General features: G+C 25.4%; 23 protein-coding genes. 17 read left to right on the top strand and 6 right to left on the bottom strand.

The features are described from left to right. The first annotated feature begins 336 nt into the window (after nucleotides 1-336). From ABVS04_RS14005 to ABVS04_RS13985, 5 genes are all read left to right on the top strand, one after another. Complete coding sequence (locus ABVS04_RS14005) at nucleotides 337-1920, top strand: HipA domain-containing protein (protein ID WP_368031387.1); 1584 nt, start codon at nucleotides 337-339, stop codon at nucleotides 1918-1920. 15 nt (nucleotides 1921-1935) lie between these two features. Further along, a complete protein-coding gene (locus ABVS04_RS14000) occupies nucleotides 1936-3051 on the top strand; it encodes a hypothetical protein (RefSeq protein ID WP_368031386.1) in 1116 nt (371 codons plus the stop codon). Further along, entirely contained in the window at nucleotides 3002-4135 is a 1134-nt protein-coding gene (locus ABVS04_RS13995) for a DEAD/DEAH box helicase (protein ID WP_368031409.1), read from the top strand. Before ABVS04_RS14000 ends, ABVS04_RS13995 begins: the two co-directional genes overlap by 50 nt. Before the next feature lie 386 nt (nucleotides 4136-4521). Next, nucleotides 4522-5178 (top strand): zeta toxin family protein, encoded by a 657-nt coding sequence (locus tag ABVS04_RS13990; RefSeq protein WP_368031385.1) that lies wholly within the window; start codon nucleotides 4522-4524, stop codon nucleotides 5176-5178. Beyond that, nucleotides 5168-5380, top strand: coding sequence for a hypothetical protein (locus ABVS04_RS13985; protein ID WP_368031384.1), 213 nt, complete (start codon nucleotides 5168-5170; stop codon nucleotides 5378-5380). The genes ABVS04_RS13990 and ABVS04_RS13985 overlap by 11 nt, the downstream gene beginning before the upstream one ends. A gap of 269 nt (nucleotides 5381-5649) precedes the next feature. Here ABVS04_RS13985 and ABVS04_RS13980 read toward each other — a convergent pair whose 3' ends face one another. Then, nucleotides 5650-5943: a type II toxin-antitoxin system RelE/ParE family toxin gene (locus ABVS04_RS13980; RefSeq protein WP_368031383.1), complete on the bottom strand. Its 294-nt coding sequence runs from the start codon at nucleotides 5941-5943 to the stop codon at nucleotides 5650-5652. A gap of 1 nt (nucleotide 5944) precedes the next feature. After that, nucleotides 5945-6253, bottom strand: a complete 309-nt coding sequence (locus tag ABVS04_RS13975; protein WP_368031382.1) for a hypothetical protein — start codon at nucleotides 6251-6253, stop codon at nucleotides 5945-5947. Nucleotides 6254-6463: 210 nt separating this feature from the next. Here ABVS04_RS13975 and ABVS04_RS13970 point away from each other — a divergent pair, with 210 nt between their 5' ends. Both ABVS04_RS13970 and ABVS04_RS13965 read left to right on the top strand, forming a co-directional pair. Then, nucleotides 6464-6730: a type II toxin-antitoxin system RelB/DinJ family antitoxin gene (locus ABVS04_RS13970; RefSeq protein WP_368031381.1), complete on the top strand. Its 267-nt coding sequence runs from the start codon at nucleotides 6464-6466 to the stop codon at nucleotides 6728-6730. Nucleotides 6731-6811: 81 nt separating this feature from the next. Beyond that, nucleotides 6812-6991, top strand: a complete 180-nt coding sequence (locus tag ABVS04_RS13965; protein WP_368031408.1) for a type II toxin-antitoxin system YafQ family toxin — start codon at nucleotides 6812-6814, stop codon at nucleotides 6989-6991. 79 nt (nucleotides 6992-7070) lie between these two features. Here the strand turns inward: ABVS04_RS13965 and ABVS04_RS13960 are convergent, their stop codons facing one another. After that, nucleotides 7071-7574 (bottom strand): MarR family winged helix-turn-helix transcriptional regulator, encoded by a 504-nt coding sequence (locus ABVS04_RS13960; RefSeq protein WP_368031380.1) that lies wholly within the window; start codon nucleotides 7572-7574, stop codon nucleotides 7071-7073. A 127-nt stretch (nucleotides 7575-7701) separates the two neighbouring features. Between ABVS04_RS13960 and ABVS04_RS13955 the strand changes: the two genes are divergently transcribed. From ABVS04_RS13955 to ABVS04_RS13910, 10 genes are all read left to right on the top strand, one after another. Further along, nucleotides 7702-8931 carry a TolC family protein gene (locus tag ABVS04_RS13955; RefSeq protein ID WP_368031379.1) on the top strand — a complete coding sequence of 410 codons (1230 nt, stop codon included), beginning with the start codon at nucleotides 7702-7704 and terminating at the stop codon, nucleotides 8929-8931. Next, nucleotides 8928-10001: an efflux RND transporter periplasmic adaptor subunit gene (locus ABVS04_RS13950; protein ID WP_368031378.1), complete on the top strand. Its 1074-nt coding sequence runs from the start codon at nucleotides 8928-8930 to the stop codon at nucleotides 9999-10001. The genes ABVS04_RS13955 and ABVS04_RS13950 overlap by 4 nt, the downstream gene beginning before the upstream one ends. Nucleotide 10002: 1 nt before the next feature. Next, the gene (locus tag ABVS04_RS13945; protein WP_368031377.1) at nucleotides 10003-13134 is read left to right on the top strand and encodes an efflux RND transporter permease subunit; all 3132 of its coding nucleotides are present in this window, start codon (nucleotides 10003-10005) and stop codon (nucleotides 13132-13134) included. 48 nt (nucleotides 13135-13182) lie between these two features. Continuing rightward, nucleotides 13183-13782: a TetR/AcrR family transcriptional regulator gene (locus ABVS04_RS13940; protein ID WP_368031376.1), complete on the top strand. Its 600-nt coding sequence runs from the start codon at nucleotides 13183-13185 to the stop codon at nucleotides 13780-13782. Continuing rightward, nucleotides 13775-14224, top strand: a complete 450-nt coding sequence (locus tag ABVS04_RS13935; RefSeq protein WP_368031375.1) for a DUF2798 domain-containing protein — start codon at nucleotides 13775-13777, stop codon at nucleotides 14222-14224. Before ABVS04_RS13940 ends, ABVS04_RS13935 begins: the two co-directional genes overlap by 8 nt. 187 nt (nucleotides 14225-14411) lie before the next feature. Next, entirely contained in the window at nucleotides 14412-15497 is a 1086-nt protein-coding gene (locus ABVS04_RS13930) for an ABC transporter substrate-binding protein (protein WP_368031374.1), read from the top strand. 96 nt (nucleotides 15498-15593) lie between these two features. Beyond that, nucleotides 15594-17318 carry an ATP-binding protein gene (locus ABVS04_RS13925; protein ID WP_368031373.1) on the top strand — a complete coding sequence of 575 codons (1725 nt, stop codon included), beginning with the start codon at nucleotides 15594-15596 and terminating at the stop codon, nucleotides 17316-17318. Nucleotides 17319-17406: 88 nt separating this feature from the next. Further along, nucleotides 17407-18234 (top strand): PhnD/SsuA/transferrin family substrate-binding protein, encoded by an 828-nt coding sequence (locus ABVS04_RS13920; protein WP_368031372.1) that lies wholly within the window; start codon nucleotides 17407-17409, stop codon nucleotides 18232-18234. Next, complete coding sequence (locus ABVS04_RS13915) at nucleotides 18234-20771, top strand: PAS domain S-box protein (RefSeq protein ID WP_368031371.1); 2538 nt, start codon at nucleotides 18234-18236, stop codon at nucleotides 20769-20771. The genes ABVS04_RS13920 and ABVS04_RS13915 overlap by 1 nt, the downstream gene beginning before the upstream one ends. A gap of 126 nt (nucleotides 20772-20897) precedes the next feature. Beyond that, entirely contained in the window at nucleotides 20898-21428 is a 531-nt protein-coding gene (locus ABVS04_RS13910) for a YaeQ family protein (protein WP_368031370.1), read from the top strand. Between the two features lie 13 nt (nucleotides 21429-21441). On the opposite strand, the gene ABVS04_RS13905 is transcribed toward ABVS04_RS13910, so the two are convergent. The 3 genes from ABVS04_RS13905 to ABVS04_RS13895 are packed head-to-tail and all read right to left on the bottom strand — an operon-like array spanning nucleotide 21442 to nucleotide 22890. After that, entirely contained in the window at nucleotides 21442-21849 is a 408-nt protein-coding gene (locus ABVS04_RS13905) for a rhodanese-like domain-containing protein (protein WP_368031369.1), read from the bottom strand. Between the two features lie 37 nt (nucleotides 21850-21886). After that, a complete protein-coding gene (locus ABVS04_RS13900; RefSeq protein ID WP_368031368.1) occupies nucleotides 21887-22525 on the bottom strand; it encodes a L,D-transpeptidase in 639 nt (212 codons plus the stop codon). 26 nt (nucleotides 22526-22551) lie between these two features. Next, on the bottom strand, nucleotides 22552-22890 hold the full coding sequence (locus tag ABVS04_RS13895; protein ID WP_368031367.1) for a hypothetical protein: 339 nt from the start codon (nucleotides 22888-22890) through the stop codon (nucleotides 22552-22554). Nucleotides 22891-22907: the final 17 nt, after the last annotated feature.

The raw sequence follows: 22907 nt of genomic DNA, 5'->3' as shown, positions 1-22907 counted from the left end.
AATTTAGGAATTTATAAATCACAAAAAACATTTATATTTTTAATTATCAAAAAAATTTTATAAAGTTAAATAATTATATACGAAAACTACTTTTATGTTTTTCGACATAATGCGAAAAACATATTTCTTAGTTTCCGTACAATTTCTAAAATTTAAAATATGGAAAAATTAATGGGTGTCGGAAAACAGATGTTAAAAAATAATTTCTCACATACTGTTTTTAAATATTTTTATCTTGTCTCTCTCGTGCATACTATTAATATTTAATTAAGTTTTATTAAAATATACTTCTTGTGTATCTCGTGTATATAATTTATTTATTTTTAAGGTTATAAAATGAACCAACTCTCTATAGATATTATAAAATTTCTAAATTCTAATCCAGAAAAGATGTTCTCAAGAAAAGAGATTGAAGATAATTTAGAAAGAGTTTCAAAACGAGCTATTTTAAATGAATTAAAAAAATTAGAAAATTTTAAAAGAATTAAAATCTTTGGTCAAAGTTCTAATACAGCTTATAAAATTTCAAAGATATATTTTGAAGATTTTGAACAAAAACTTTTTATTTATCAAAACCAAATCTTAATTGGCTATCTAGCATATGATTATCAATCTTACTATTTTGCATATGATACAAACTATTTATTAAAATCAAAACATACAGTAAAATTTGAAATGTCTTTTAGTTTTCAAACTTTTTCACAAGAATCTTGTTTTGTTGATTTTGAAGAATGTTTACCAGAAGGAATTGACAGAAAAATATTAATAGATAAAGTTGGAAATGCAACAGAGTTTTTTTTATTAGCTAATAATGACTATAGTAAAAATGATTTAATTTTTTCTCCCAAATTTATTGAAATAGAAAAAGAATTAAAGTTTCAAAGTTATTTATCACAAAAAGAAAAAATACTAGGTAAAAATAAGTTTCCAAATGTTTTAACATACAAAGTTGATATAGATGAAATTTCACTTTTTCCTACCCTTCATATGAAAGAATTAGAAGATATTAAAAATATTAGAACAATGAGTTTATCAGGTTATCAACATAAACTCCAAGTAGTAATTGATGAAGATAGTATAAGAATACCTAGAAATGGAGAAGATGCAAATTATTTCATAAAACCTTATGATCCATTAAAAGCAGATTTTAATAGTGAATATTATTTCCCTCATATTGCAATAAATGAACATCTACATATGAGTTTTGCAAAAAATGAATTAGGTTTTGATGTACCTCTTAGTGGGATATTTAAAAGTTCTGCGGATGAAGAATATCACTATTTCATAAAATATTTTGACAGAATTGGGACATACAAATTCCAAAGAAAAGAATTTTCTACTTTTATGGGCTTAAATAGTGAGAATAAATATAAACCTAGTTCAGAAAAACTTTTTGAAACTTCCGTAAAAGTTTTTCCAAGAGTTGCTGATCGATTAAGAATGCTTGAATATTACTTTTATTCATTTATTATTCGTCATGAAGATATGCATACTAAAAATATTTCAGCAATTTATGATAATGATAAAGTTTTCATTGCACCTTTATATGATATTGCAAGTACAGGGTTTTATAATGGAATTAGAAATTTCGAATCTCACTTAACTATTAATGGAAAGCAAACTAATATAAGATTTAACGATTTTCTAAAATTAGTAAATATAAGCAAAATAGATAAAAATGAATTTAAAATAAGTGCATCAAAGATATTAAAAATATATATTGAGGAAATGCCAAGTTATATTGAAAAAATTTCATCATTAGAAAATATTGATTTTTATGTAAAAGAAAAACCTAATGCTCAAAATAAAAAAATAAAAATAAAAGAAAAAACTACATTAAAAGAAGTTATGCAAAAAAACTTTAAATTAAGATGTGAAACCTTAAAACAAAATGGTTGGTTTGACAAATTAGAAATTTAACTAATTGGAAAATAAATGACTCTTCCAGAACTTCACCAAAAGCTACAACACTTAGAATTTCAGAAAATCAATTTAGATCATGAGATTCTTCAAACAAAAAAAGAAATAGAAAAGTTATCACCTTTTTCAAAAGAGCAAAAAATTGAACTTTTTAAATCTCTTTTTATTGGTAGAAGTGATGTTTTTGCAAAATATTGGATTAGCAAAGATGGATTAAAAAAAGGATATTCTCCCTCTACTTATACTTTTAAAGGTAATGATTATATTCCTATTTCAAATGAGATTATTCAACAACATCTAGAAGGAAAAATTAGACTAGGTACTTATGTTGTAGTAAATCAAACTATGGCAAAGTTTTTAGTAATTGATTTAGATAAAGCAAGTTTTATTGAAGATTCAAGAGCTATAAATAAAATATCACAAAATCTTGGATTAAAACCATTGATAGAGGTCTCAAAATCAGGAAATGGCATCCATATTTGGTACTCTTTTGAATTAGCAATTAAAGCAAAGGATGCCAGAAAGCTAGGTGATATAATCATCACAAAAGCTATGGATACAAGTAGTGGAATTGATATGACAAGCTATGATAGAATGTTTCCGAATCAAGATTTTGTATCACCTGATGCATTAGGAAATTTAATAGCGCTTCCTCTTCATTATGGTTCAAGATGTGAAAATAAAACAGTTTTTATTGATATTGATACAATGCAAGCCTTTCAAAATCAATGGGAAGTATTACAAAATATTTCAAGAATATCATTCTATCAAGTATCAGCAATTTTACGAGAGTATTTATTAAATTCAAACAATGATGAAAATCTAATGCCTTGGGAAATCAAACAAAAAAAACCACTTGTTTTTCCAAAAACAACCAAAGCAATTTTATATGATGCTTTATATATCGAAAAACAAAATCTCTCAAAAGAAGTATTAAATAAACTACAAAGATTATCAAGCTTTTCAAATCCAGAGTTTTTTAAGTTACAGAATTTAAGATTCTCTACTTTTAATACACCAAGAATTATTACATCATTTGATATAAATGAAAAATATATTATTGTTCCAAGAGGACTTATAAATAAAGTTCTTAACCTTTTCAACTCTAATAAAGCAAAACTTTTTTATTGAAGATAAACGATTTGTAAAGTCTATCGAGAAACTAAATTTTAATCTCACTTTAAAAGATGAACAGCAAATAGCTTTAGAAAAAATACTCCTACAAGATTATTCAATTTTGATTGCACCTCCAGGATTTGGTAAAACGGCAGTTGCAGCAGCAGTAATTGAAAAAAGAAAAGTTAATACCTTGATTTTAGTAAACAAAAGCAATTTACTTGATCAATGGGTTGAGCGACTATGTGAATATTTTCAGATTGATATAAAAGCCATTGGAAAACTTGGAAATGGTAAGAAAAAACTAAATTCATATTTAGATATAGCTACTTTACAATCACTAAAAAATAGACCTGAACTGATTGAAGAATATTCACAAATTATTATTGATGAAGTACATCATATTCCAGCAGTTTCATTTGAAATACCTTTAAAAAGATTTAAAGGAAAATTTGTTTTAGGTTTAAGTGCAACACCTGCAAGACAAGATGGGATGCATCCAATTATGTTTATACAATGTGGAGATATTGCATATGAATCAAAAAAAGAGATTAAAAAAATATATACATTAAAAACAATTGTTTCTACATTTGAAGCACTAAGTGATGATTTTTCATTAATTCTAAATGAAATGGTAGAAGATTTTGATAGGAATAATCTCATAATATCTGAAATTGAAAAATTAAAAGATAGAAATATCTTAGTACTTAGTGAAAGAATTGAACATTTAAATATTTTATATCATCTATTAGATGCAAAAAAAATAAGATCAACTCTTATTCATGGTGGATTAAAATCAAAAATGAAAAAAGAGTTTTTAAAAGAAGCTAATAGTTCATCAATTATTTTATCAACTAGCTCTTTTATTGGTGAAGGAATAGATTTTTCTCATCTTGATGCTATTGTTCTTACTATGCCTGTTTCATATTGGGGAAGAATAGTTCAATATCTTGGACGAATAGGAAGAGACGGTCAAGAGTGTATAGCTATAGATTTTTATGATGAAAATACTCCCATGTTACGATCTAGTTTTCAGAAAAGACAAAAAGGTTATAAAAAAATGGGTTATATTTCATTGAATGAAAAGGGATTATTTTAAAAAATAATTTTCTCTAGAGAATATGATTTTATATATAATTTAAGTAACAACCTTCCCTATATACGAAATTAGTTTTATATTTCCCGACACTATATGGAAAACATATTTCTTGGTTTTCGTATATTTTTTAAAGTTGAGAATAACAAAAATTTGATAGGGTGTCGGAAAACAGATGGTTGTAAGTTGCTTATAGAATTTGGATTTTAAAAGCTGTTGCCTATTTATATTATTACTCATATTACTTAATAGATGTATATATACAGATTTAAGAATATAATATATAATTTAAAACATGGTAGGAGTATGTTATAATCTAAGTTAAATGATGGTGATAAAACAATTTTTGCATTAAATCAAATTCAAAATTTATAAAAGAATAACTTAAAATGAACAAATTAGAAAAAATAGCTACAGACTATCTTAATCAGAACAAACAACAATTTTTAAATGAGTACACAAATGAGATACAAGCTACAGATGAAAAAATAGCTATATTTACAGCTGGTATGAGTGGTGTTGGGAAAACTGAGTTAGGGATTTTTTTCAAGGAAAATAATCCAGATATTTTACATATAGATACTGATAATATTAGAGAGTTCTTCAAGCCAGTTGGTTATGATGGTCAGAATTCAGATATTTTCCAAAAAGTTGCCAGTAGAGGATTTAATGAACTTTTTAACTATGCTTTAAAAAAAGGTTATTCTATTATTTTAGACTCTAATCTATCTAATGTTAATTTAGCTATTCAAAATATTGAAAGATTAATAAAAAGAGGCTACAATATTCATATATATTATCTCTATAATTATCCAAAAGTTTGTTTTGAATATGCAACAAGAAGAGAAGTAGTAACACATAGAAAAGTCCCTAAAGAAGTGTTTGTTAAGAGTAATTTCAACTCTTATAACACCGTACTAGAGATAAAATCAATATTTAAAGAAAGTATTAATTTACACTTTATTGATAAAAGAGAGGATACTTTTTATCAAAATGTTGATGATAATTTTATCAAAAATAAAATAGGAGTAGATTTTGAAATTTAATGATCAACTTATGAAAAATGCACTTATTAGAATAAATGAATTACAAGAAGAAATTATACAAAAATCAAAAAATATCAGTGGTGCAGAAGATTTTGTGAAACAAAAATTAGATCTTTATGAAGAAGATGAAAGAATCAGAGCTATGGCTAAAAATATTAATCTTCAAGAAAAGCAAATTACAGATAATTTTTTTAATAAGTGATTCTAAAACAATATTAATAATTCAAACAATTGGAATGGTAACTAAAATTCAAACACTTTTTCCCTATCTCAAGCTCGAGATTTTATTATATATACGAAAACTAACTTTATATTTTCCGACATCAAACGAAAAACATATTTCCTAATTTTCGTATATTTTTTTAAATTAAAAATTCTGAAAAATTGATGGGTGTCGGAAAACAGATGATTAAAAATCTTAATTTAAAAAACTGCAACCAATTAATTTAGATTAATACTACATAAAGATATTTATAATCTCTCATTTGCTTTTTTATAAACTTCCATATCATCTCTTTTTCCAATGGCAATTGTGTAAATTAATAATTCATCATCTTGAATTTCATAAACAATTCTAACTCTCTTTTTTGCTACATATACTTTTTTAAATCCACTTAGGTTCATATTATTCTTATTTCCAAGAGGAAGTACAAGTTCTGGAGAATTTTGAATTTGTTTTAATTTCTTGAATACTTGAATCTGAAGTGCATTATCAAGTTCTTTTAAATCGTCTTCAACTTTTGGATGTAATTTTAGTTCATACATATTATAAAGAACTTGTATCTATGTTGAATTTTTTAGCCATATCATCTAAAGATACATAATCAGATTTAGAAGTATTGATTCTGCTTTGAACTATTTCATATATCTCTTTATGTTCAATATTATTCATTAGCTCTTCAATCTCTTTTAATCTTTCATATTCCTGTGTTGAAATAACAACAGCTTCCAATTTATTGTTTTTTAGAACACCAACTTTTTCTAAACTATGTTCTTTTAAATTTCCAAGAATTTTACTTATTGATTTTGTAAAGTCTGTAATTGATAATAACTCATTTTGTGTATAACTTACCATTTTATTAACTCCTATATTTTATAGTTAATATTATAGCTAATTTGATAGTGAATTTACAACTTTATTAAAAAGAACAGATTTCTGTATGAAAGAAAATTGTAAAATTAATTTCTTCATAGATTTTCTTATTCTGCCACTTTTCCACCGGTTATTGTAACACTCTTAAAATGTATCTTAGAGTTAATATTGTCAATAAATAAAGGATTTGAAATGACTGCAACAACAAATAAAGTTAGAACAAATGTTTATCTTGATGCAACTACAAAAGAGAAAGCTCAAGAAATTTTTAAACAATATGGTTTAGGACTAAGTGAAGCTTTTAATATATTTTTAACACAGTCTGTTTTAGAAAGAGGAATTCCTTTTAAAATAAAAATTCCAAATAATGAAACACTTGAAGCTATTAAAGATGCAAGAGCAAATAAAAATATGACAAAAGTTAGGTTAGAGGATTTAAAAAAGGATTTAGGTGCTTGATTTATCTGTTCATAAAATCTTTACAAAAGATTTAAAAAAGCTCAACTAAATCCTACAAATAGTGCAAAACTATTTTTATATATCTCGTTACTTTTAAAGAATGAAGAATTACCACAAGAAGCCAGAGATCATTTTTTAACAGGAGATGGGAAAGATACAAAAGAATTTCATATAAGTGGTGATTTACTTGTTATTTACATGATAAATGATAATACTTTACAACTTCTTAGAATTGGAACTCATTCTCAACTTTTTAAATAAGTTATCTCCTTAAATGAGATTGAACTCAAAAAAATATTTAATTAATTCATCATTTTGTATATTTAGATTTGAATAAAAACTATTGTAATTTTATCTCTTTTTCAGCAATAGAATAAAGAATCTTTTTAAATGCTTTTTCTAATATCTCTTTTTCTGTTTCATTTAAGACATCATAAAAATATTGATCATTTTTTCCAAATTGTGGCATACATTTTAAAGCTAATTCTCTACCTTTATCTTCAAGATAAATAAGTGAACTTCTTTTGTCTTCCGAGGAATCTTTTCTAGAAATCAGTTTTTTTAACTCAAGCTTTTTTACTACTTTACTAATCCCACCTGAAGAAAAAACCATTCTATCAGAAATTTCAGCTGCTGTTATACCATCATTATGTACATGTAAGGAAATTAACATATCTATTTCTGCTTGAGTTAAACCTTGTTCTTCATAAATATACTTTCCTCTTGAATGTATCATATTATTGATTATAGCCATAGGAATAGTTATTCCTGCAGTTCCTTTTTTACCCTCTTGTTTTTCTTTTTTTTCAAATGCATAAAATGCGTCTAGTATTTTCTTTTTCATAATGTAAGTATAGCAAAAAAAATCTAAACTATTTATAAATAAAGCTTCCTAGGAAAGTATATTTTAAGTAAATAGATGTTAAATTTACAAATATAGTTTCCTAGGAAGCAATTATTAAGGATAAAAAATGATTAAAAAGTTAATTCTAGGATTAAGTTTTCCAGCTTTACTTTTCTGTGAGAGTTTAAATGATCTGATAGAAATGTCATTAAAAAATAAAAATGTAATTTCATCTGAAAAAAGTGTTGAATCAATTCAAGAGGCTTATGAAAGTGCAAAAAAAGGCTATTTACCAATAGTTAGTGTTGGTGGGGGATATACAGATGTGTCGTATAAATCAGGTGAACAAGATAATAACTCTTTAAATGCATATGCAGATGTAACATATAATATATATGATGGTGGGAAAAAAAACTTAACATATAAATCCTATGAATCTCAAATTAAAACTTCAAAAGAGGATTTAATATCTTTGAAAAATGAAGTATCTTTAGAGGTGATTGAACACTATTTTAACTATTTAACTTATGTTTCACAAAAAGATGCAAAGTTAAAAGAGATAGAACAATTAAATGCACAAAATGAAAGATTAAGTAAATTTCTTGATGCTGGGACTGTAACTATTGATGAGATAGATAAAATAGTATCAAATATAGAAAGTGCTAATTTAGAACTTCAAGAATTAGAGTTAGATATACAAACAATTTTACATGAACTAGAGTATATTATTGGAAAAAAAGTATCTATAAATGAAGGTTCTTATATTGAAATTGCTTCTGATGAAGCTGAGCAGAGAAATGATATAAAATCTTTAGAACACTCTATGCAAACTGCGCTTATAAGTGCAAAAACAACAAAAACAACAAACAATCCACAAGTTAGTATTAGTAATACATATAAACATTATAACTACAATTATGAGAATTCTGCATATGAAGATTTAGCACTTGAAGATCAAAATGTTCTTGCAGTAAATCTTACATGGAACATCTTTGATTTTGGCTCAACGCAAAGTGCATACAGTTCTGCTTACAAATCATTTTTAAGTGCAAAATCTAAATATGAATATGAAAAAAACAAAGCTGATGTTGATTTAAGATTAGCAGAAAAATCTTACGATATTGCAAAAATAAAAATCAAATCTGCAAAAGCTGGACTTAATGCTGCAATTAGCACATATAATGTTATAAAAGATAAATTTGAAAATGGTTTAGTCGATAATGTTAGCTATTTAGAAGCCTTAAGTGATATGTCAGATGCAATAAGTTCACTTAGTGCAACAAAGTATGAATTAGAAATAAAAAAGGCTAATTTAGTATATCAAAAAGGTAAAAATGTATGGGAGTACGTAAAATGAAAAAATTATTAATAAGTTTAGTTCTATTATCAAGTGCATTAGTATTTGCAAAAGAACAACCAACACCTGAAGTATCTGTTAATGTATTTGTAGTAAATAATAATACAGTAAATATTACAAAAAGATATCCTGCAACAATTAATGCACAAAAAAGTGTAGATATTATTGCAAAAGTTTCAGGAGATTTAGAAAAAAGATATTTTCTAGAAGGAAGTTTTGTAAAAAAAGGTGAGAATCTATATAAAATTGAGCAAAAAACTTATCAAGCAAATATAGATTCTTCACAAGCTGCTTTAAATAGCGCAAAGGCACTATTAGTAAAAGTTACAAGTGATTGGAATAGATATAAAAAACTTTATGAAAATAAATCTATTAGTGCATCTGTAAAAGATGAATACTATTACAATTATCAAAATGCCATTGCAAATGTAGATAACGCAAAAGCTGCATTAACAAATGCAAAAATTCAGTATGAATATACTCAAATAAAAGCTCCAATTGATGGTATTGTTTCAATAACATCCCTAAATGAAGGTAATTTTGTAAATACAAATACTACACTTACAACTATTACAAAAACCGATTCTGTTTATGCTGAATTTTCTTTACCACAAACTGATATAGGAAAATACTTAAAACATATTAAATCAGCAAATGTAAAATTTTCTATTAATTGTGAAAATAACTGTATTAATGGCGGAGTATTGAAATATGTATCTTCAACTTTAGATTCTGCAACGGATACTTTACTATTAAGAACTCAATTTGATAATAAAGATAATGAAGTAATTATTGGACAATTTACAAATATAAATATTGAAAATATTTTAATGCCAAATGTAATAGCTATTCCAGAAGAAGCAATTATACAAAATGGAACTGATTCTATAGTTTATATAATTGACGAAAATTCAACAGCAAAAAGCAAAGTAGTTCATCTTAGTGGCGAAACTTCTAAAAATGGAGTAATTATTGAAAGTGATTTAAAAATAAATGACAAAATCATAATTAGTAATATTTCAAAAATAAGACCAGGAACAAAAGTTAAAATTATTGAAGGAGAAAAATAAAGTGATTTCATCTTATTTTATTAAAAATCCAGTATTCACTTCAGTAATTTCTATTATTATTTTTCTTGCTGGATTACTTGCAATTAAGAATTTACCAGTTGAATTATATCCTCAAGTATCTCCTCCTCAGGTTACTGTATCCACGACATATCCAGGAGCTAGTGCTCAAACTATCGCTCAAACAGTTGTTGCACCACTTGAAGAGAGTTTAAATGGTGTTACAGATATGATTTATATGGAATCAACAACATCAGATGCGGGATCTGCTTCTATAAATATATATTTTAAAGTAGGAACTAACACACAAGCAGCAAAAGTAAATGTGAATAATAAAGTACAAACAGTACTTTCAACTCTTCCTTCTAGTGTACAAAGTCAAGGACTAAGTGTAGATGAAAAATCACCAAGTATTTTAAAAGTATATTCACTAATTTCTCCTGATAATTCAAAAGATACTCTTTTTTTATCAAATTATGCAAAAAATAATATTGTTGATGAGCTTAAACGTATTAAAGGTGTTGGAGGAGTGAGTATTTTTGGGGAAAAAGAGTATGCATTAAGAGTTTGGCTGGATCCTTCGAAATTATTAAACTATAATTTAACAGCATCTGAAGTAATAACAAAAATACAAGACCAAAATGAACAATACGCAGCAGGTAAATTTGCAGAAGAACCAATTGCTAGTAAACAAATGTTTACATATACTCTACAAACACCAAATAGATTTGAAAATGTTGAACAGTTTTCAAATATTATTTTAAAAGCAGATGTTACTGGTAGAAATGTTTTATTAAAAGATGTATCTACAGTTGAATTAGGAGCCGCTTCATATTCAAGTAAAGCCTTGTACAATGGACAAAATGCTATTCCTTTTGGGATTTTTTTACAATCAGGTGCAAATGCACTTGAGGTATCAAAAGCGATTCAATCAAAAATTGATGAACTTGAAAAAAGTTTTCCTACAGGTGTCGAATATAAAATACCTTATGAAACTGTTTCTTTTATTGAAATATCAATAGAAGAGGTAATAAATACTTTTATTGAAGCTATGATTTTAGTAATGCTTATTATTTATCTTTTTTTACAAAACTTAAGAGCTACAATTATTCCTCTTTTAGCTGTTCCTATTTCGATAGTTGGGGCATTTGCAGGAATGTATCTTTTTGGATTTACTATAAATCTTCTAACTTTGTTTGGATTAGTTTTAGCTATTGGTATTGTTGTTGATGATGCAATTGTAGTTATTGAAAATGTTGAAAAGCATATGAGTGATGGATTGAGCCCAAAAGATGCAACAATGAAAGCTATGCAAGAGGTTTCAAAAGCATTAATAGCTATTGTATTAGTTTTATGTGCTGTATTTGTTCCTGTTGCATTTCTAGGTGGACTAACAGGAGTTATGTATCAACAATTTGCTGTAACAATTGCTATTTCAGTTATTATTTCAGGATTTGTTGCTTTGACTTTAACTCCTGCACTTTGTGCACTTTTATTAAAACCAGTTCATAAAGAACCTATTTTTATTTTTAGATGGTTTAATAAAGCTTTTGATTCTTTAACTAATGCTTATGCAAAAGCAGTAAAATTTGTAATTAAACTATCATTTGTTTTTATAGTAATTTATGCAGGTTTTGTTGCTATAACATATTTTGAATTTGGAAAAATGAGTAGTGAATTAGTACCAACTGAAGATCAAGGAAATGTAATGATTCTTTCATCTAATCCTTCTGGTTCCTCACTTACAAGGACAGAAAAGCTTGCTGATGAAATTTATCAAACTATTTCAAAAGACCCAAATGTAGAACAAATGATGCAAATACCAGGTATGGACTTTGCAACTTTCACACAAAGATCAAATTCTATGATAACTTTTGTTGATATGAAAGATTGGAGCGAAAGAGCAGAAGCTAATCAACAAACACCATTTTTAGCAAACCAATTTACTAGACAATTAATGCAATCAACGAGCGAAGGTTTCAGTTTTGCTATCGTTCCAGGTTCAATTCCAGGTATGTCTTTAACAGGTGGATTTGATATGTATGTTCAATCAAGAAATAGTACAGATATAAATATTTTAAATAAATATGTAAATGAAATAATCAAAAAAGCAAATGAAAATCCAAAACTATCAGGAGTTAGAACAACCCTTGATATAAATACTCCAAAATATAAAATGGAAGTTGATTATCAAAAAGCATTTGCAAAGGGTGTTAGTTCAGATGATATTTTTACAGCACTAAATGCAACATTAGCAAATAAAAATGTAAATGACTTTACTTTAAATGGTAAAAATTATAGTGTTATTATCGAAGCATTACAGGAATATAGAGAAGATCCTAATGGTTTAGATAAAGTATATGTAAGAGGTTCAGATGATGAATTATTACCTGTAACATCATTTGTAACTATTACTAAAACAACAGGAACAGATATTATAAATAGAATGAATATGTTTCAATCTGCTAAAATCTCAGGCTCACCAGCTACTGGAATTAGTTCAACTGATGCCTTAAATGAAATTGAAAAAATTGCAAAAGAGATTTTGCCAAATGATTATTCAATTGCATGGACAGGAACAGCTTACCAAGAAAAAGAGGTAGCTAGTGATAGTTCTACTGCATTTATTGCTGGTATTATTTTTCTTTATTTAGTTCTATGTGCATTGTATGAAAGATGGTTATTACCTATTACAATTTTATTTGCAGTACCATTTGCAGTTTTAGGCTCTATTGAAGCCACTGTATTGCGAGGTTTATCAAATGATATCTATTTCCAAGTTGGACTTTTAGTTCTTATTGGACTTAGTGCCAAAAATGCTATTTTGATTGTGGAGTTTGCAATTGCTAAAAGAAAAGATGGCTTAAGTATTAAAGATGCTGCAATTGAAGCTGCAAAACTTAGACTTCGACCAATTATTATGACTTCATTAGCTTTTACTATTGGAGTTGTTCCATTAGCAATATCTTCAGGTGCTGGAGCTGCAAGTAGACACTCTATTGGGACAGGTGTTATTGGGGGAATGTTAGCTGCAACTTTCATTGCAATTGTGTTTATTCCAATGTTTTATTATGTGGTTGAGACGCTTACAAATAGTGATAAAAAATTAGCTAAAAAAGCTTTAGAAGAGAAATAGAAATTTAAGAGGAAATATCCTCTTAAATATAAGACAAGGAGAGTTTTTATGAGTGCAAATATAAAACTAGAAAGAAAAAATGAAATTATGAAAATAGCTTCTGATTTATTTTATTCAAAAGGAATTGCAGATACAACAATTTCAGAGATTACATATATAGCAAATATAGGCAAAGGAACTTTTTATCAATATTTTAAAAACAAAGAAGATGTAATTGATGAATATATTAAAACATCTTTTCAAAATATGTATACATTAATTGATGAGCAAATAGATAATTTTAAAACAAACAAAGAAAAAATATTTTTTATAGTTAAATCTTTATTTATGTCAAAAGCAACAGATGAAAAGTTTACATATATATTTATTGAGTTTTTAAGACTAACTGCTAGTAAGAAAAAAAAAGAATCAAAAGAACTTTATGAATTTAATCAACAAAATATAAATTTAATAAGCAAATATTTAGAGAAAGGAATAATAGAAGAAGAGTTTATTTCTTGCAATAATCAAGATATTGCATTAGAGATTATTTCATCTATTTTAGGAAATATAATTTTATCTTTAAGTTATGAATTTAAAAAGTGTGATAACTCTACAAAAGATAATGTACAAACTATTTTAAATTCAATTGAGTATAAAAATGATTAATAAACAACTATTAAAAAAGATTTTAGTGATGATGGGAATGATGACTTTAATAGGAGGAATATTTACAGCAATAATGACCTATGTAAATATTGGTTTTTCTGATAACTTCTTTATAAAATGGTCAGAGTCTTTAATTTTTGCAGTCCTTTTTATGATGCCACTTGGTGGAGTTTTTATGTTTTTATCAAATAAATTTATTAAATTTATTTTTCCAAATTTAAGATACATATTACAAAATATTTTAGTAGGTATTTGTATGGCCTTATGTATGGAATCAATAATGGCAATAAGCACCACGATTAATATTATCGGTTATCCTAGCTTTGAGCTATTTTCATCTTTTTGGCTTAAGAGTTATTTAGCTGCATTACCATTTGCTTTAATTTTTTCACCAATCATGACAATAGTTATAAAACCTAAAATAGAAAAATTTTTAGCATAAAAGATTTTTAAATCAATATAAGTGCGCCAAATCTGATAATGTTAAAAAAATTTATTACTTTATCACATTTAAATAGTTATTAATATAGAAAGAGGCTTTAAAATATACTTAAACCTAGTTAATATATGTTAAAATTTTAAAATAACGATATTTACTTTTATTTTAGATATCATAAAGTAGGTGAATTATGAATAAAAATATTTTAATGTTAATATTAATAACTATTTTATTTAATGGTTGTTTTAATCAAAAAAAAGATGACACTATTAAAGTTGGTGTTGTTTTAGGACTTACAGGAAAATACTCAGATTTAAGTTTATATGAGAAAAATGGTATTATTTTTGCATTTGAACAAATAAACTATCAAATAAATAACAAAAAAATTGAATTAATTCTAAAAGACGATAAACAAGATGCACAAATAAATGAACAAGTTGTAAATGAGCTTATAAAAGATAATGTCAAGTATGTAATTGGCAATGCAACAAGCTCTATGACTAGCATATCTTCAAATATAATATCAAAACACAATGATATATTTCAAATCTCACCAACAGCTAGTAGTAGTCAATTTTCTAATAAAGATGATAACTTTTTCAGAGTTCAAACTGCAAATTCTTCTAAACATTTCACAAACTTAATTAATTTATTAAAAGAACGTAATGCTAAGCATATTTATTTAATAGGTGATAAATATAATAAAGAATATTTATATGATTATTTACATCTTTTTGATGATAATCCACAAATGAAATATGTTGAGATAATTGATTCAACTTTACCCTATGAAGAAATTCTAAAAAAAGTAGAAAATGCCGATTTTATAGTACAAGTACAAAATAGTACAGATGCTGCAAGTTTAATTCAATATCTAAGAATTAATAAAAATACAACACCTGTAGTATCCTCAGGTTGGGCAAAAACTGATGAATTTATAGAAAATGCTGGAAATTGGGCAAATGGTATTTATTTTATCTCATCTAATTTTATTAATTATGAGGATAAGGATTATCAGAAATTTGCTAAAGATTTTTATGAAATCTATAAATACCAACCAAATAGATCAAATATTCAAGGGTATCAAGCAGCACAGATAATAATTGAAGCATTACAAAATGGTAAAGAAAAAGTTGATGATATAAAAAAATATATCATAAAAAAAGAGACATTTAATATCGCAGGGGATGAAATATCATTCAATAAATATGGTGATATTAAAACTCCTTATTATATTTTTGAAGTAAAAAATAATAAATTTGAGAAAATAAAATAAATCATGAAAACTCAAGGTAAAATATTTAAAAAAGATTTATATAGAAAATTCTTATTATTTTCCATATTACCATTAGTAATATTAAGCCTTTTTTTTATGTCTTTAATAATAAAAGAAAAATATGATTTAATTTTATCTCAACATATTAATATTATAAAAAATATTCAATACAATATAAATATTTTTAATCAAGATATAAAAGACATTCCTAAACTACTAAAAGATGTAAGTACAAGTGAGCGGAAAAAGCTATTATCTGATATTTTAAAATATAAAAATTCAATTGATACAATTACAATTTTAAATAAAGATGGTCTAATTGAAGAGATTTCTTCAAAAACAGATATCAAGGTATTTGAAGGATATGATTATTCACAAAAACCTATTTTCAAAGAGTATATGGAAAAGAAAAATGATTTTTTAAGTAATATTTATTTTTCAAATTTAGCAGATGCTCCTTTAGTATCTTATGTTTTTGAGTTTCTAGATAAAATTTATATAATAGAGCTAAATCTTAACTTTATGAATAATTTAGTTACTAATCTTAATCCTTCAACAATAAGTGATGTTAGTGTTTCTATAATTGATAAAAATGGTTTATATATCATAGATACTTTTAATAAATTTAATGTGACAAATAGGAATTCATTTTTTACTACAAAATTATATAAAGATTATATATCAACAAATTCAGAAAATAGTCTTATAAAATATTTTAATGATTCAACAAATAAATACAACTATGTTTCATATAAAAAGTTTAATAATTTATCTTGGATGATAATAGTAAAAGAGAATAATAATGACATTTATGAATATATATTTAATCTCTCTTTAGTCATTTTACTACTTATCCTAATAATCACATTTATAATAATTATGACTGCTAAGAAAATTGCAAATAGTATTGTAACTCCCCTTGAATTACTAACATTAAATATCAATAATTTTACAAAAAATCATTCATCTAAAATAGATGATAATATTCGAAGTGAGTACAATATATTTAAAACTTTAATTCAAGATTTTAATCATATGCAAAAATCTATTATTGAAAATGAAGAATCTTTAAAACAGCAGATAATTCAAAATAAGCAAAAAGACAAGATACTTAGTGAACAATCAAAGATGGTAGCAATGGGAGAAATGATAGGTAATATAGCCCACCAATGGAGGCAGCCTCTTTCTGTTATATCCACAGCTGCAACTGGAATTATAATTCAAAAAGAATATGATATATTAGAAAAAGGCAATCTTGTTGAAACATGTAATACTATTAACGACAACGCACAATACTTATCAAGAACAATCGATGATTTTAAAAACTTTATAAAAGGAGATAGAATTAAAAAAGTATTTTCTTTGAAAAAAGGTATTGAGAGTTTTTTACACTTAGTAGAGTCTAGTGTGAAAAACAATCAAATAGAAATAGTATTAGATTTAGAAGAAAATATACAAATAGATGGCTATGAAAATGAATTAACTCAGTGTTTTATAAATATATTTAATAATGCAAAAGATGCATTAAAAGAAAAAGATATTGATAAAAAACTTATATTTATTTCAACTTCTACAAATGAAGATAAAACAATTATAAAAATTAAAGATAATGCAGGTGGAATTCCAGATGATGTGTTACCTCACATTTTTGAAGCATATTTTACAACCAAACATAAATCACAAGGGACAGGTCTTGGACTTAACATGACATATAATCTAATTGTTGATGGAATGAAAGGAATTATTGAAGCTAATAACCTTACTTACGAATATGAAGGTAAGGATTATACTGGAGCAGAATTTATAATTACTTTTTCATAATAAAAGAATATGAGAAGTTTCATATGAATTTCATTATTTTTACTAAAGAAGATGCTATAATAAGCGAATACAAAATTAAAGGTAAGGTATGTTCAAATTTGTCTTTTTATTAATTCTTTTACCTTTATATCTTTTAAGTGAAACAAAAACTTTAATCTTTGCTCCTTTAGCAACAAAGGATATTGAAGATATAAACACACAATTTTTACCAATGATTAAATATTTAGAAAAAAAATTAAATGTTAAAATCCAAATGGATTATAATAATGATTATGATACTTTATTAGAAAAGTTTATGAATGGAAAAATTGATATTGCATATTTAGGACCATTGCCATATTTAACTTTAGAAGAAGAATACCCTGATACCATGCCTTTAGTTAATTTTAAAAATGAAAAAGGAGAAGTTTCTTATACTTGTTCCTTTGTAAGTTTTATTTCAAATGAAGAATCAATTGAAAATATGACTGATACAAAAATAGCATTAACTCAGCCTCTTTCTACTTGTGGATATTTATTTGTTAATGATGTATTAAATCATTCAAATACTAATATTGAAAAGAATAAATATAAATATCTTGGCAAACATGATTCTGTTGCCCTAAGTGTAATTAGAGGCGAGTTTAAATACGGTGGATTAAAAACAGATATAGCTCAAGGATATGCTCATCTAGGATTAAAAGAAATTATGAAATCTAAAGATATACCAAGTTTCATATTAGTGGGTAATTCAAAAACTTTAGATAATAATATGCTTATAAATATCAAAAATAGTATGTTATTTGTAGAAAAAAAAGAGTTATCTACTTGGCATGAAAGTATGAAATTTGGAACAAAAGAAATAAACAGTGCAGATTATGATTATATTCGTAAACTCATAAAATCAACAAAAATTTCCCATGAAAGTAATTTTTGATGAAATATATAATAAATAATATTTATCAATTTTTTATAGTTCTTATTCTTTTTGCAGGGGTTCTTGCATTAGTTTTTATAAATCATTATAAAAAAAGCAATGAAAAAGAATATCTTAATGAAAACATATTAACCCTTGGTATCTCTTATCAATCAAGTATAGATAAGTATCGTTTATTATCAAAATACATTTTTAATGAATCAATTAATAATGAATTAGTACTTTCACTTTTTGAAAAAGGAATTAATTCAAAAGATGATGAAAAGAAATTATATAAAGGTTTGTTATTTAGAGAACTATATCCTTTATACTTAAGATTAAAAGAAGAAGGAATAAGACAATTACATTTTCATACAAAAAATAATGAAAGTTACATAAGATTTCATCAACCTGATAAATATGGAGATGATTTATCCCAAGTAAGAAAAACTGTTAAATTTGTAAATGACGAAAACAAAGCAATAACAAGTTTTGAAGCAGGAAGAGTTATATCAGGATTTAGAAATGTTTTTCCAATAAATTTTAAAAATGAACATTTAGGAAGTGTTGAAATTAGTATTTCAACAAAAATGATGGTTGAGGCTATTTCAAATTTAGATTCAAGAAAAGAATACGCTATTCTTTTAAATAAGGATATTGTATTTGATAAATTATTTAAAAATCAAAATTTTTTATACCAAGAAGCAGTACTTAATTCAGATTTTGTAATTGAAGATATAAATTCTTTATTACCTGATTCCCCAAAAATACTCAGTGATATCGCAAAAAAAATTAATGAAAAACTACATAATGATAAGCAATTAAAAAAAGCAATGGACAAAGGTGAAAAATATGCAGTTTTTGTAAAAATTGATAATAAATATTACGATGTAACCTTAATTCCAATGATGGGAATGGATAAAGAAATTGAAGGTTATTTAGTTGGATATCAAAAAAGTATAAATTTACCAATTATGATGAAACTTGAATTTTATGCATACTTTTTAATAATCCTAGGAATGATTATAACTACATTAATGCTAATGATAATACAAAGAAAAACAAAAGTATTAGATAATGAAAGAAAATGGTTTAAATCAATAACAGATTGTTTAGGAGAAGGATTATATGTTATGGATTCAAATGCTAAAATCAACTACATCAATCCTCATGCTTGTAAAATTTTAGGATATAAAGAAGAAGAAATTTTAGGTAAAAATGCCCACAATCTTTTTCATTCCCATTACTTTAATGATAATATGAAACAAAAAGATTGTCCTATTCTTCATGGGGTAATAAAAGATAAATCTTTTATTTCAAAAAAAGAATATTTTTTAAATTCAAAGGGTAAAGATATTCCTGTTGCTTTAAACAGTAAACTACTTTTAAGTTCTAATGGTGAAATGGAAATAGTTACTTCTTTTTCTGATATAAGTATTCAAAAAGAACTTGAAGATAAAAGTAATCTTCTAATTAAAGCCCTTGAATCAAGTATAAATTGTATTGTTATAACAGATAAAGATGCTTATGTACAATGGGCTAACCCTGCTTTTGAAAAATTAACAGGATTTGAAATAAATGAGATTATGGGGAAGAATCCTAAAGAATTCATCTCTTCAAAAAAACAAACAAAAGAGTTCTATGAACAAATGTGGGGAACAATTTTAGCTAAGAAACCTTGGAGAGGTGAAATTATTAATAAAAAGAAAGATGGAACATTATATGATGAAGAATTAATAATAACTCCTGTTTTGGATGAAAAAGATGAAATAGTTAATTATATTGCAATAAAACAAGATATTACTCATCGTAAACTTCTTGCCTTAGAAAAAGAAGAAAAAGATAAAATATTTTTTCAACAATCAAAACTTGCAGCTATGGGAGAAATGTTAGCAAATATAGCTCACCAATGGAGACAGCCATTATCTTCAATTTCAACTGCTTCAACAGGTGTAAAATTACAAAAAGAGATGAATTGTTTAAGTGATGAAGATTTTAATTATGCAATGAATACAATTAACAATTCTGCACAATATCTTTCTGCTACCATTGATGATTTTAGAAGCTTTTTTGATCCAAATAACAATAAAAAAGAAGAGTTCTTACTTTCTAAAATGATTGATAAAACTTTAAATATCATAAGTTCTCAATTTGTAACTAAAGATATTGAAATAATAAAAAACATAAAAGATATAACTATTTTATCATTTGAAAATGAATTAATACAAGTGCTTTTAAATATATTAAATAATTCAAAAGATGCATTACTTAAGTTAGGAAATGAAAGAAAATTGATTTTTATAAATGCCTATACTCAAGATAAATTTGTAGTAATAGAAATAAAAGATAATGCAAAAGGAATAAAAGAAGAAATCATGGATAAAATTTTTGAACCTTATTTTACCACAAAACATCAATCTCAAGGGACAGGAATGGGATTGTATATGAGTCAAAATATCGTTAAAAACTATTTAAATGGGACTTTAAATGTTTCCAATGAAAATTATGTATATAAAGATGTTTCATATATAGGAGTTAAATCTTCTATCAAAATTTAAATTATTTTTCCATTTCAAAAAATACTACAATTATTCTATAAGCTCAACTCCTTTACTTTTAGCTTTAAATACAAATAAGGTGCTATAATCTTTACAAATAAATAAAACAATTAATCAAGGAATCAAATGGCTACAAAAGCTACTATCTACAAAGCACTTCTAAACATCGCAAATATGGATACAAACTACTACAATGAGCATAATTTAACCCTAGCATTACATCCTAGTGAAACAGAGCAACGATTAATGGCTAGGTTAGTTGCATTTATTTTAAATGCAAATGATGATTTAGTATTTTGTAAAGGTATAGATCAAGATGATGAGCCTGATTTATGGGAAAAATCTTTAGATGGTGATATACAATTATGGATTGAGTTAGGTCAGCCTGATGAAAAACGTATAAAAAAAGCCTGTGGTCGAGCTAAAAAAGTTATAATTTATACCTATCAAGAAAATATGGCGACTCCATGGTTTAGTCAAATAGAAGGTATTCTTTCTAGATTTCAAAATCTTTCAATTATACATTTGAATATTGATGAAGAATTAGAAGAATTAGCAAAAAGAGGAATGAATTTACAATGTAACATTAGTGATACAGAACTTACACTAATTGATAAAGATACGAGTGTTTGCATTACTCAAAGAATATGTAAATAAGGCTAATTTAGCCCTATTTATACTCTATAGTTTTCATTCCTTTATCAATCCAACCATAATTTATTCCACCTTCTAATTCATAAACATTTTCATAACCTAATTGTTTATTTAAAAAGTTTCCTAGCATTTTAGTTCTATTTGCATGGGCACAATATATTACAAATGTTTGATTTTTATCTTTAACATATTTTGAAAATTCATTAAGCCATTTTGTAGTATCGTATTTCCCTTTTTCGTCAAAAAAAGTTATTGGCTTTGCATTTTGGATTATTCCATATTCCTTCCATTCACCTAATGTCCGTATATCAATAACAACCACATTTTTATTTTGCATTTCTGCTAATTGAGAGTTATTAACTACTTTTAAATCTGCAAATAAAGCAGCAAAAAATAGTGATAAAATTAAAAAAATTCTAAGCATTGTTTTTCCTTTGATTTTATATTATTTTATTATATTTTTATTTCAAAATTACTTTTATATCATTCATACTCTTAAAATCAATAAATTCATTTAATATCCCCACTAATTGTATTACTTCATCATTTCTCATTCTTATACAACCTGAGGATTCGTAAGAACCTATTGTTTTTTCATCAAGTGTTCCATGTATTCTAAAAGTATCTTTACCATCAACTCTGTGAGTCAAATTTATTTTTGCTGAACCCATATAATTAAGCTTATGTCCACCTGGAACTACTTTTGGAAGTTCTATTCCTCTTTTTTTGAAACTTTCAATTGTATCTTCAGTTGGATACCAAATAGGATTTAAAGCAATGGAAGTTACATTTCCTTCACCTAAAGGCTTTTTTATATCTTTTTTTGCAGTTGAAACTTTATAAGTTTTTAAAAGTTTAACTACTTTTTTACCTTTTCCAGTAACTGTCATCGTATTATTTTTAGAATTTACTACTATTAAAAGATTATCAAAGTTACTAAAAGGAGACAAAAGATTATCAACTTTTTTTATTGGAGCCAATTCAGGAGTAAATTTTTCTATTAATTGAGAACTTATGATTTTGAGGTCTTCTAAATATTTTACTTCAGAAGCACTTAGTAGTGATTTAAGTAATATTAAAATAAAAAGAAATTTATACATAAAACTCTTACTTAATCACTATATTATTAATTTAAAACAGCAAGTATTTCGTTGTTTTTTCTTGATATTCTATATACTTTGTTGTCAATTCTATAAAGATCTGTATATTTAATATTTTCATATTTATTTGTATTAATCATCGTTCCTTTTTTTAGGAATTCTTTACTTGCAAATTTTTTCTCTGGTTTTTTTGCACTTTTAACAACTTTTTTTTCATTAGTTACTTTTTTTGTCGAAGGAGAAGTTACTTTTTTCTCTTTATAATCTTTATAACTTATCATGTCAGGATCTTGTTGTTTTGCATGTAATGAAGTTCCCATAAAAGCTATAAGTGAAAATGCCATAATCATTTTTTTAATAAACATTATAATTCCTTTTTATT

This window comes from Arcobacter sp. s6 (genome assembly GCF_040884245.1).
Classification (GTDB): domain Bacteria; phylum Campylobacterota; class Campylobacteria; order Campylobacterales; family Arcobacteraceae; genus Aliarcobacter.
The sequence above is the reverse complement of the archived record's forward strand: the minus strand, read 5'-3'. Positions and strand labels throughout refer to the sequence as shown.